Consider the following 10,288-nt stretch of genomic DNA (forward strand, 5'->3'; position numbering starts at 1 on the left):
CGACGTAACCGTGTTCCAGGACGCGGCCGGCCAGGGCGCCGGCGCTCTCGATGCGGCGCTCAAGCTCGCCAAGGGCGAGAAGGTCGAGCACAAGGTCTACGTGCCCTTCCAGCTGGTGACGCCCGCCAACATCGACAAGTTCCTGAAGAAGAACTGAGCCGCCAACGGTTCGATACGGAGCGGCGCTCTCGATCAAGACAGCGCCGCTCCCCTCTCTCCCTCAGCGCCGCAGGCGCGAGGGCGACCGCGGCTGATGGAGGACAGAATACGTGGCACAGACATCTCATGGCGTGGGCGGCGTCGGTTATGATGCGAAGAAGCGCACATGGCCGGCCGAGTTCAATGTTTTCCTGGCACTGGTCATTCTCGTCGTCATCTTCGAACTGATCGGCCGCATTTTTCTCGGCGACAGCTTCCTGTTCAACACACGCAGCGACGTCGGCGGCATCTTCAACGAAGCGCGTCTGCAGATCATCATCCTGCAGGTGTCGATCGTCGGCATCATCGCCATCGGCGTGACGCAGGTCATCATCACCGGCGGCATCGACCTGTCCTCAGGCTCGATCGTCGGCGCGACCGCCATGATCGCCATGAGCTTCGCCCAGGTGGCGACGGTCAACGGCAACCCCAATCCCAAGGCGATGTTCCTGGCGCAAGGCTGGACCGACCTGCCTGTCATCGTGCCGCTGCTGGTGGCGATCGCCTGCGGCCTGTTCGCCGGCCTGGTCAATGGCGCGCTGATTGCCTACACGCGCATTCCGCCGTTCATCGCCACGCTCGGCATGATGGTGACCGCGCGCGGCATCGCCAAATGGTGGTCCAAGGGCCAGCCGATCTCATTTCCCACCGAGAGTTTCGCCGGCATCGGCAAAGGCCTGATGCCCGTCGTCATCTTCCTGTCGCTGGCCATCCTGTTCCAGCTGATCATGACCTACACCAGGTACGGCAAGCACTGTTACGCGATCGGCTCCAACGAGGATGCCGCGCGCATGTCCGGCATCAAGATCGCCAACCACAAGATCCTGGTCTACGTCATCGCCGGCATTCTCGCCGCGCTCGCCGCCGTGGTGCTGAGCTCCAAGAACCTGACCGCGCAGTCCGGCATGGGCGTGATGTACGAACTCGACGCCATCGCCATGGCGGTCATCGGCGGCGTCTCCCTGTCGGGCGGCCGCGGCTCGATCATCGGCACGGTGATCGGCTCGCTGATCTTCGGCGTCATCATCTCCGGCTTCACCTTCCTGCGCCTCGACGCCTACTACCAAGAGATGGTCAAGGGTGTGATCATCGTCGGTGCGGTGGTTCTCGACCAGTGGCGCCAACGCCTGCGGGCAATGAGGGCATGACCATGTCAGACATCGTCCTGAAGACTGAAAACCTGACCAAGCGCTATGGCGGCGTGCACGCGCTGGAAGGGGCGAATTTCGAACTGCGCAAGGGCGAGCATGTCGCCATCATGGGCGACAACGGCGCCGGCAAATCGACCTTCGTGCGCCAGATCACCGGTGTCGAGCAGCGCACCAGCGGCCAGATCTGGTTCGACGGCAAGGAAGTGAATTTTGCCGGGCCGATCGAGGCCCGTACGGCGGGCATCGAGACCGTGTTCCAGAACCTGGCGCTGGCCGACGATCTCGACGTGCCGTCGAACCTGTTCCTCGGCCGCGAGAAGGTTTTGTTCAATCTCGGCCCGTTCTCGATTCTCGACCGCAAATACATGCGCAAGGCGACCGAGGCGGCGCTCGTCCGCACGGCGGTGAAGATCCCCAATCTGTCCAACACCATCCGCCACATGTCGGGCGGCCAGCGCCAGTGCGTGGCGATCGCCCGCACCGCGACCTTCGCCTCCAAGCTGATCATCATGGACGAGCCAACGGCTGCCCTTGGCGTGCAGGAGACCGCGCAGGTCGAAAACATCGTCCGTACGCTCAAGGACAATGGCGAGCCGCTGATCCTGATCAGCCACAATATGCGCCAGGTGTTCGATCTCTGCGACCGTATCGTCGTGTTCCGGCGGGGCCGCATCGTCGCCAATCTGCGCAAGGAGAACACCGACGGAAACGACATCGTCTCCTACATCACCGGCGCCAAGACCGGGGAGGCGGAACTCGCGGCCTAAACAGGATGATCACCCTGTTTTAAGGTATGCGTGCGTGAAGTAATCTTGCCCCCTTCCTCAGGGAAGGTGCGGACACAATTCTCTCTAATCCATCCCCCAGAGGAAATACCCATGACCGTTCGCTTCGCTCTCCTCGGTGCTGGCCGCATCGGCAAGGTCCATGCCCGCGCCGTCGGCTCCAATCCGCAGGCCAAACTGGTTGCCGTCGCCGATGCGTTCGAGAAGGCCGCCAAAGAGCTGGCGAGCGCCTATGGCGCCGAGGTGCGCAGCATCGAGGATATCGAGAAAGCCGGTGATATCGACGCCGTCGTCATCTGCACGCCGACCGACACCCATGCCGATCTGATCGAGCGCTTCGCCAAGGCCGGCAAGGCGATCTTCTGCGAGAAGCCGATCGACCTCAACGTCAAGCGCGTCGAGAAGTGCCTGGCCGTGGTCGAGAAGACCAAGGCGACGCTGATGGTCGGCTTCAACCGCCGCTTCGATCCGCACTTCGCCGCCGTGCGCAAGGCAATCGACGACGGCGCCATCGGCACCGTCGAGATGGTCACCATCACCTCGCGCGATCCCGGCGCGCCGCCGATCGACTACATCAAGCGCTCGGGCGGCATTTTTCGCGACATGACCATCCATGATTTCGACATGGCGCGCTTCCTGCTCGGCGAAGAGGTCGTGGCGGTCAGCGCCCATGCCTCGGTGCTGGTCGACAAGAAGATCGGTGCCGCCGGCGATTTCGATAGCGTCAGCGTCATCCTGGAAACCGCTTCCGGCAAGCAGGCGGTCATCTCCAATTCGCGCCGCGCCACCTATGGCTACGACCAGCGCATCGAGGTGCATGGCTCGAAAGGCATGGTTGCCGCCGAGAACCAGCGCCCGGTGTCGATCGAACTGGCCAACGAGAAGGGCTATCCCCGCCCGCCGCTGCACGACTTCTTCATGACCCGCTATCTCGACGCCTACGCTATTGAGATCGCCGCGTTCATCACGGCCGCGACCTCGGGCAAGAAAGCGTCGCCGAGCGGTGCGGATGGGCTGGTGGCGCTGAAGCTGGCCGACGCGGCGCTGAAATCAGCAACGACCGGCAAGACCGTCCGTCTCGACAAGTAAGAAACCCTAGGAAGAAACCACAGGAGCAGAGCGATGAGCGCATCCGCCGATCGCAATTCACAGACACGCGCCATCGTCACCGGTGGCGCCCAAGGGATCGGCTTTGCCGTCGCCGAAGCTCTGGCCGAGGAAGGTTGCCGGGCACTGGCGCTCATCGGCCGTTCGCAGGAGAAGGGCGACAAGGCCGTCGCCCATTTCAGGAGAGCCGGCGTCGACGCGATCTTCATCAGCGCCGACGTCTCCAAAGTGGCCGACTGCAAGGGCGCCGTCGCCACCGCGATCTCGCATTTCGGCACCATCAACGCCCTGGTCAACGCCGCCGCGACATCGGCGCGCGGTTCGCTGGTCGAAACCTCCGAGGAGCTTTTCGACACCATCTTCGACACCAATGTGCGCGGCCCGTTTTTCCTGATGCAAGGCGTGGTGGCGCATCTCCTGGAAAAGAAGGCACCCGGCTCGATCGTCAACGTGCTGTCGATGTCGGCGCATACCGGCCAGTCGTTCCTGACGCCCTATTCGACCAGCAAGGGCGCGCTGATGACGCTGACCAAGAACGTCGCCAATGCCTATCGCCACAACCGCATCCGCTGCAATGCGGTGCTGCCCGGCTGGATGGACACAGAGGGCGAGGACATCGTGCAGAAAAAGTGGCACGACGCGCCGGACGACTGGCTGGCCAAGGCCGAGGCGGCGCAGCCGATGGGCCAGTTGGTCAAGCCGGACCAGCTTGCACGGTTGATCAGCTACATGGTCAGCCCGCAATCCGGTGTCATGACCGGATCGCTGGTCGACTATGACCAGAGCATTGCGGGGTCGTCTCCGGAATAGGGTCAGCCGAATAGCCTCTCGTCCAGAAGCAGCTCGGCCAAGCCTTGGCCGAGCTTGCCCTCGCCAGCGTGACCGGCTCCAGACCAAAATCACCAAGGGACCCGAGCTCTGAAAGCCTCCCTTCCCCTGTTGCCGCCGCATCACCACTCCCATATAGTCAAGATAGTCAGACTGGTCATGGAGGTCGCAATGCTGTCTGCGCCCAAAGAGAATACCAATTGGACGGTCGCCGGGGCAAAAGCCCGGCTCTCGGAGGTTATCGAGCGCGCGCAGTCTTCGCCGCAGACGATCACCAGAAACGGCAAACCAAGCGTGGTTGTCGTCTCGGCCGAGGAATGGCGGCGCAAGACCGCACGCAAGGGTACGCTTGCGGAGTTCCTGCTGGAGTCGCCGCTGCGCGGCGCCGATCTCGACCTGGAGCGTCAGCGCGACGAACCGCGTGACCTGCCGCTGTGAGGCTGCTGCTCGATACGAATGTCCTGTCCGAGGTGACAAGGCCGGCGCCGGACGCACGCGTTCTGGACTGGCTGAGCGGGCTTGATGAGGACCGCTCATTCATCAGCGTCGTCTCGATCGCCGAGATTCGGCGCGGCGTTGCCCTCATGGATGAGGGCCGGAAACGTGAGGCACTGGCCGAGTGGCTCGCTCGGGATCTGCCGCAGCGCTTCGAGCAGAGGGTTCTTTCGGTGGACGAACCGGTTGCCTTGACATGGGGCGACCTGATGGGGTTTGCGAAACGCCGCGGTCGCGGTCTATCGTCGATGGACGGCCTGATCGCAGCCACGGCGATTGCGCAGGAGCTTACCTTGGCAACACGCAATACGAAGGATTTCGAAGGTTTTGGAATTGAACTTTTTGATCCCTGGACTGGATGACGATAGCAGCCTCATCAGGGCACGTGACAAGCGCCGCCGCATCGACTATATGAACCTCATGATCAACCTGACCGCCACATATTGGTACTTTAGGAGCTCGCTGGCGGCGGGAGGATTGCGCTCGATCTGAAGATTGCAGCAACAAGATCCGAACAGCCGCCATACCTGGCGGCTTTTTTGTTTCAGCCGGCAGGTTCCCTCTAAATCAAAGAGGAGCATGATGTCGTCCGAAACCGCTTCACACTTTTCGGCATCATGCTCTCGACAGGAGCAGAAAGCCGTGTTGACCACCACAGATGATCTTCGGGTCAAGGAAATCCGAGAACTGAGCACACCGGACGAGGTGATGCGGGAGATACCGCGCACGCTGACGGCGACACGCACCGTGACCGCGTCGCGCAACGCGATCCATGCCATCTTGAACGGTACCGACGATAGGCTGCTCGTCATCGTCGGCCCGTGTTCGATCCACGATCCGGTCGCCGCCGTCGACTATGCCAGCCGTCTGGCGGCGCTGCGCGAGAGCCTGTCGGACCGGCTGGAGATCGTGATGCGGGTCTATTTCGAGAAACCGCGCACGACGGTCGGCTGGAAAGGCCTGATCAACGATCCCGACCTCGACGGCAGCTTCAACATCGACAAGGGGCTGCGGATGGCGCGCAACGTGCTGTCGGCCGTCAACAATCTCGGCCTGCCGGCGGCGACTGAATTCCTCGACATGACCACGCCGCAATACATTGCCGACCTGGTCGCCTGGGGCGCGATCGGCGCGCGCACGACCGAGAGCCAGATCCACCGCGAACTCGCCTCGGGCCTTTCCTGCCCGGTCGGCTTCAAGAACGGCACCGACGGCAATCTGCGCATCGCCGCCGAGGCGGTGAAATCGGCTGCCCAGCCGCATCATTTCATGGCGGTGACTAAGGGCGGGCGCAGCGGCATCGCCACGACCACGGGCAATGAGGACTGCCACGTCATCCTGCGCGGCGGCGTTCAGCCCAACTATGACGCGGCGAGCGTCGAAGCCGCCGCTGTGGAACTCGCCCGCATCGGCGTTGCGCCCAGGCTGATGATCGATGTCAGCCACGCCAACTCGGCCAAGAAGCCCGAGAACCAGCCCAAGGTCGCGGCAGATGTCGCCGGCCAGGTCGCGGCAGGCGACGAGCGCATCATCGGCCTGATGATCGAGAGCAACCTCGTCGCCGGCCGGCAGGACGTGGTGCCGGGCAAGCCGCTGGTCTATGGCCAGAGCATCACCGATGGCTGCATCGACTGGGCGACCACCGAGACCGTGCTGCACGGCCTTGCCGGCGCCGTCGAGTGGCGCCGCTCGGCACGCCGCGCCATGGTGGACAGCCGGCAAGGGGCTGCTTGAGAGGCAATCGTCAGCGCCAGCCCCCTCTCCGGCCGCTGCGCGGCCGGAGAGGGGGAGCGCCGTCTACGCTGCTCTCAACCCCTCCCATGCCGTGAACACCGACACGGCAAAGAGCAGCAGTCCGGCCGCCCGGCCGGCAAAAATGGTCGCCCGCGGATTGGCGATCAGAAGGTTGCGGCTGCGGCCAGCCGTGATCGCCAGTCCGCCATAGATCGCAGCCTGGGTGGCCACGGTCAGCAGCCCCATGACCGTCGCCTGCATCCAGATCGGACCGTAGTCCGGTTTCAGGAACTGCGGGTAGACGGCAAGCACGAACAGGTATGCCTTCGGGTTGATCAGGCAGGTCACAAAACCCTGGCGAAAGGCCTTCCATGCGGAACGGCTGCCGGTGGGTCCGTCCTGGCCGACAGTGATGGAACTGCGCATCAGCGTGATGCCGATAAAGGCCATGTAGGCGGCGCCGGCAAGCAGCAGCGGCCTGAACAGGATCGGCACGAAATGCATCAGCAGGCCGACGCCGATGGCGCCGTTCAGCGTGTGCACCATGCCGCCGACCATGATGCCGCCGGTCGCGGCGAGACCCCTGTCGCGCCCGCCAGTCAGTGCATTGGCAAGCACGAAGAGCATGTCCATGCCCGGAACGGCGATGATGCCGAACAGCAGGATAAAGAAAAGCCAGAGATTTTCCGCATAGCCCATGTCAGTTGCCTGCCGCCTCGCTCCGCCAAACCGCAGCGGAACCTGTTGATTTTCAATTCGATAGGCGCTCCTATAGGTCAGCCCAACTGACAATGGTGTGTCAGTTGGGCGCGCAACCTGGGGTAAAAAATGCGCAAGGCCTCACGCCTGTTCGAGATCATCCAGATCGTGCGGCTGGCGCGGCAGCCGGTGACGGCAGCGACGATTGCCGAGCGGCTGGAAGTGACGGTGCGCTCGATCTATCGCGACATCGCAGCGCTGCAGGCGATGCGCGTGCCTATCGAAGGGGGCCGCGGCATCGGCTATATCCTCCGCCCCGGCTTCGACCTGCCGCCGCTGATGTTCTCGATCGAGGAGATGGAGGCGATCGTCCTGTCGCTGGCGCTGCTGGAGCGCACCGGAGACAGCGAGCTCAAGCAGGCGGCCAAGCGCGTCAGCGCCAAGATCGCCGGCGCGGTGCCGCCACCCTTGCGGCAGGCATTCGACGCCAATGCGCTGCATGCATGGGGGTTCGCCGCGCCTTCGACCGGCGCGATCGACCTGGCGCTGGTGCGCCGCGCCATCCGCGACGAGGAGAAGCTCGATCTCTCCTATCGCGACGAGATGGGCCGCGCCTCCGAGCGTCTCATTCGCCCGATCGCGCTCATCTACTACGCCGAAACCGCCAACATCGTCGCCTGGTGCGAGCTGCGCCAGGCGATCCGCAATTTTCGCAGCGACCGGATCGAGGATTGCCAGGCGACGGGGTTGCGCTTCAAGGGCGAAGGCGACCGCTTGCGGCAGGTCTGGGTGAATGGATGGGAGATCAATGCGGCGGTTGGCGGCTGACGCGATTTCCCTTTCTCCCCTTGTGGGAGAAGGTGAGCCGCCGCCTTACCGCACGTCCACCCAGCGCTTTTCTTCGAAGGAGCGCGCCATCGCGTGCACCGTGCGCTCGATCTCCAGCCCCTCGGTGAATTCGATGAGCCGCGCCGGCCTGCCTTCAAGCCGCGTCAGCAATTCGTGGCACTCGATGATCTTGAGGTCGTTGAAGCCGAGGCCATGGCCTGGCGCCGGCACGAAGAGGTCATAGGGCTTGTGGTGCGGCGCCACCAGGATGGTGCGGTAGCCCTGCTCGGTCGGGCGATCGGCGGTGAGGTAAAGCTGGAATTCGTTCGATCGCTCCTGGTCGAACAGGATCGACCCTTTAGAGCCGAAGATCTGGACGGCGATGCGGCCCTTGCGGCCCCAGGCCGAGCGGTTGACCAGCAGCGTGCCGGCAATGCCATTTTCCAGATGCATCAGCACGCTGGCTATGTCGTAGGTTTCGACCGCGCGGCGGCCGCCGCTGGCCAGCTTGCGATCGGCATAGGGTTTGGCCATGTCGCAGATGACACTGGCGACGCGGCCGAACAAGGCTGAGACCAGCGACAGCGGATGCACGGCGAAATCGTCGAGCGCGCCATAGCCTGACGCGGCTTCGTGCTTCCAGAAGAACAACGCCTCTGGGTCGGCCATAAAGTCCTCGTCCATCTCGATGCGCAGATGGTTGACCTCGCCGATGATCTTCTCGTCCAGCAAAGCGCCGATGTGGCGGATGGCCGGGCTCTGGATGTAGTTGTAGCCGAGCGCCGCGACCTTGCCGGACTTTCTCGCCGCCGCTGCCATCGCCTCGGCCTCGGCAAAGCTCGGCGCCATCGGCTTTTCGCACCACAGATGCTTGCCTGCCTCGAGGATGGCGATGGCCATTTCCGGATGGAACTGGTTGGGCGTGGTCAGCGAGACGATATCCACGTCAGGATCGTTGACGATGGCGCGCCAGTCGCCCGACGCCTTGGCGAAACCGAACTCGCCCGCCTTGCGCCGGGCAAGCTCTTCATTGACCTCGCCGAGATGGACCAGCCGTGGCTTGGCAACGTCCGGAAAGACGGCGCCGACGGCACTCCATGCGATGGCGTGACACTTGCCCATGAAACCCGTACCGATGAGACCGACGCCGACCATTTTCCGTTTCTCCACTGCTTGAAGCGCTGCGTGGATGAATTAGTCCATTTTTCCCTGGAATGGAATGTCTGCCTCATTTTTTATGGTGTTCTTGCGCAGGCTCGCTATGATGAGGCACAGAGGGACGCTTCACGCATGAGCCTGGACAGAGCGACGATGGACGAACGGGTACCTCGCGATTTCGAGACGCTGCGCACCACCATCCTGGAGCGGCGCGAAAGCCTGCCGAAGCGCATCGCCCAGATCGCTGCCCATGCGCTCGACAATCCCGACGATATCGCTTTCGGCACCGCCGCCAGCATCGCCGCTTCGGCCGGCGTGCAGCCTTCGACCCTGATCCGATTTGCCCAGCAGCTTGGCTTCGATGGTTTCACCAGCCTGCAGCAGGTGTTTCGCGAACGGCTGCGCGAGCGCAACTCATCCTATGACGAAAGGCTGCAGGCGTTGCGCGCCAAGGCAGAGGGCGGTGCCGGCCACCGGGCGATCTTCGACGGCTTCGTCGCCGCCGCCTCGACCTCGCTCAACGACATTTCGCGCACGCTGGACGACGCGCATCTGGAAGACGCCATTTCCCTGCTGGCGAAAGCCGAGACCATCTACGTTCTGGCCAAGCGCCGGTCGTATCCGGTGGCGTCCTACATCGCCTATGCGCTGGGCAAGCTGAAGATCCGCAACCAGCTGATCGAATCGGCGGCCGGGCTGAATGCCGAGATGATCGGCTTCGCCACGCCGGCGGATGCCGTCATCGCCATCTCCTTCTCGCCCTACGCGCCGGCCACGATCGAGGAAGCGCGCAGCATTTCGGAACAGGGCGTGCCGATCGTCGCCATCACCGACAGCTCGTTTTCGCCGCTCGCCCAGTTCGCCAAGGTCTGGTTCGAGGTTGCCGAGGCCGATTTCGCCGGCTTCCGCTCGCTGTCGGCGACAATGGCGCTGGCCATGGCGCTGACCGTCGGCGTCGGCGAGAAGCGACGCGACACGGGCCGGAAGCGCAAGGCCTGATCCACCTCCACGACAGCCTCGCCCGCCGCCAACAGCCGGGCTGCGTCGCGCGCGGGCGGCGACCCGAACTGGCGGGCATATTCCCGGCTGAACTGGGAAGCGCTCTCGTAGCCGACGGCGAAGGTGATGCTTGCAACATTGCCTGGCTGGGCAGCCAGAAGCTGGCGGGGCCTCCAGCAACCGGATCTTGGGATCTGTGGAAAGCGCTCATGGCGTATGCCATGCTAGAACCGAAGTTCATCGAGAATGGTTCATGCATGAATTGGGAACAGATCGCATCGGATTTCGCTTGGGACGGCTCATGGC

At 63.5% G+C, this 10,288-nt stretch carries 11 protein-coding genes and 2 pseudogenes; 10 read left to right on the forward strand and 3 right to left on the reverse strand.

Translation table 11 applies throughout. The annotated features are described in order from the left end of the window. The 8 genes and pseudogenes from EOD15_RS20305 to EOD15_RS20340 form a co-directional block, all read left to right on the forward strand. A pseudogene (locus EOD15_RS20305) lies at positions 1 to 157 on the forward strand (rhizopine-binding protein); the annotation flags it as partial. A 112-nt stretch (positions 158 to 269) separates the two neighbouring features. Further along, entirely contained in the window at positions 270 to 1,346 is a 1,077-nt protein-coding gene (locus EOD15_RS20310) for an ABC transporter permease (RefSeq protein WP_127320412.1), read from the forward strand. A gap of 2 nt (positions 1,347 to 1,348) precedes the next feature. Next, positions 1,349 to 2,116 carry an ATP-binding cassette domain-containing protein gene (locus tag EOD15_RS20315; protein ID WP_023810655.1) on the forward strand — a complete coding sequence of 256 codons (768 nt, stop codon included), beginning with the start codon at positions 1,349 to 1,351 and terminating at the stop codon, positions 2,114 to 2,116. Positions 2,117 to 2,227: 111 nt separating this feature from the next. After that, positions 2,228 to 3,223 carry an inositol 2-dehydrogenase gene (iolG, locus tag EOD15_RS20320; RefSeq protein WP_127408766.1) on the forward strand — a complete coding sequence of 332 codons (996 nt, stop codon included), beginning with the start codon at positions 2,228 to 2,230 and terminating at the stop codon, positions 3,221 to 3,223. Positions 3,224 to 3,256: 33 nt separating this feature from the next. Beyond that, the gene (locus tag EOD15_RS20325; RefSeq protein WP_127320411.1) at positions 3,257 to 4,051 is read left to right on the forward strand and encodes an SDR family oxidoreductase; all 795 of its coding nucleotides are present in this window, start codon (positions 3,257 to 3,259) and stop codon (positions 4,049 to 4,051) included. Between the two features lie 189 nt (positions 4,052 to 4,240). After that, complete coding sequence (locus EOD15_RS20330) at positions 4,241 to 4,507, forward strand: type II toxin-antitoxin system Phd/YefM family antitoxin (protein ID WP_127320410.1); 267 nt, start codon at positions 4,241 to 4,243, stop codon at positions 4,505 to 4,507. Next, positions 4,504 to 4,926: a type II toxin-antitoxin system VapC family toxin gene (locus EOD15_RS20335; protein WP_127320409.1), complete on the forward strand. Its 423-nt coding sequence runs from the start codon at positions 4,504 to 4,506 to the stop codon at positions 4,924 to 4,926. Before EOD15_RS20330 ends, EOD15_RS20335 begins: the two co-directional genes overlap by 4 nt. 280 nt (positions 4,927 to 5,206) lie before the next feature. Beyond that, complete coding sequence (locus tag EOD15_RS20340) at positions 5,207 to 6,298, forward strand: 3-deoxy-7-phosphoheptulonate synthase (protein WP_127320408.1); 1,092 nt, start codon at positions 5,207 to 5,209, stop codon at positions 6,296 to 6,298. 63 nt (positions 6,299 to 6,361) lie between these two features. On the opposite strand, the gene EOD15_RS20345 is transcribed toward EOD15_RS20340, so the two are convergent. Beyond that, positions 6,362 to 6,997, reverse strand: a complete 636-nt coding sequence (locus tag EOD15_RS20345; protein WP_127320407.1) for a LysE family translocator — start codon at positions 6,995 to 6,997, stop codon at positions 6,362 to 6,364. A gap of 129 nt (positions 6,998 to 7,126) precedes the next feature. Between EOD15_RS20345 and EOD15_RS20350 the strand changes: the two genes are divergently transcribed. Continuing rightward, on the forward strand, positions 7,127 to 7,825 hold the full coding sequence (locus EOD15_RS20350; protein ID WP_127320406.1) for a YafY family protein: 699 nt from the start codon (positions 7,127 to 7,129) through the stop codon (positions 7,823 to 7,825). Between the two features lie 45 nt (positions 7,826 to 7,870). Here EOD15_RS20350 and EOD15_RS20355 read toward each other — a convergent pair whose 3' ends face one another. Further along, positions 7,871 to 8,980, reverse strand: coding sequence for a Gfo/Idh/MocA family oxidoreductase (locus tag EOD15_RS20355; RefSeq protein ID WP_127320405.1), 1,110 nt, complete (start codon positions 8,978 to 8,980; stop codon positions 7,871 to 7,873). A gap of 156 nt (positions 8,981 to 9,136) precedes the next feature. Between EOD15_RS20355 and EOD15_RS20360 the strand changes: the two genes are divergently transcribed. Further along, entirely contained in the window at positions 9,137 to 9,982 is an 846-nt protein-coding gene (locus EOD15_RS20360) for a MurR/RpiR family transcriptional regulator (protein ID WP_164761702.1), read from the forward strand. A gap of 8 nt (positions 9,983 to 9,990) precedes the next feature. Here EOD15_RS20360 and EOD15_RS37255 read toward each other — a convergent pair. After that, positions 9,991 to 10,149: pseudogene (locus EOD15_RS37255) on the reverse strand (AraC family transcriptional regulator); the annotation flags it as partial. Positions 10,150 to 10,288: the final 139 nt, after the last annotated feature.

Origin of the sequence: Mesorhizobium sp. M7A.T.Ca.US.000.02.2.1 (assembly GCF_003996995.1) — a bacterium.
In the GTDB taxonomy this organism is placed as follows: Bacteria; Pseudomonadota; Alphaproteobacteria; order Rhizobiales; family Rhizobiaceae; genus Mesorhizobium.

Excerpts from the sequence above, each read along its gene's own strand:
- EOD15_RS20325 (WP_127320411.1), top strand. The coding sequence starts at position 3,257 with ATGAGCGCATCCGCCGATCGCAATTCACAGACACGCGCCATCGTCACC.
- EOD15_RS20350 (WP_127320406.1), top strand. The coding sequence starts at position 7,127 with ATGCGCAAGGCCTCACGCCTGTTCGAGATCATCCAGATCGTGCGGCTG.
- iolG (WP_127408766.1), top strand. The coding sequence starts at position 2,228 with ATGACCGTTCGCTTCGCTCTCCTCGGTGCTGGCCGCATCGGCAAGGTC.
- EOD15_RS20345 (WP_127320407.1), bottom strand. The coding sequence starts at position 6,997 with ATGGGCTATGCGGAAAATCTCTGGCTTTTCTTTATCCTGCTGTTCGGC.
- EOD15_RS20360 (WP_164761702.1), top strand. The coding sequence starts at position 9,137 with ATGGACGAACGGGTACCTCGCGATTTCGAGACGCTGCGCACCACCATC.
- EOD15_RS20330 (WP_127320410.1), top strand. The coding sequence starts at position 4,241 with ATGCTGTCTGCGCCCAAAGAGAATACCAATTGGACGGTCGCCGGGGCA.
- EOD15_RS20315 (WP_023810655.1), top strand. The coding sequence starts at position 1,349 with ATGTCAGACATCGTCCTGAAGACTGAAAACCTGACCAAGCGCTATGGC.
- EOD15_RS20355 (WP_127320405.1), bottom strand. The coding sequence starts at position 8,980 with ATGGTCGGCGTCGGTCTCATCGGTACGGGTTTCATGGGCAAGTGTCAC.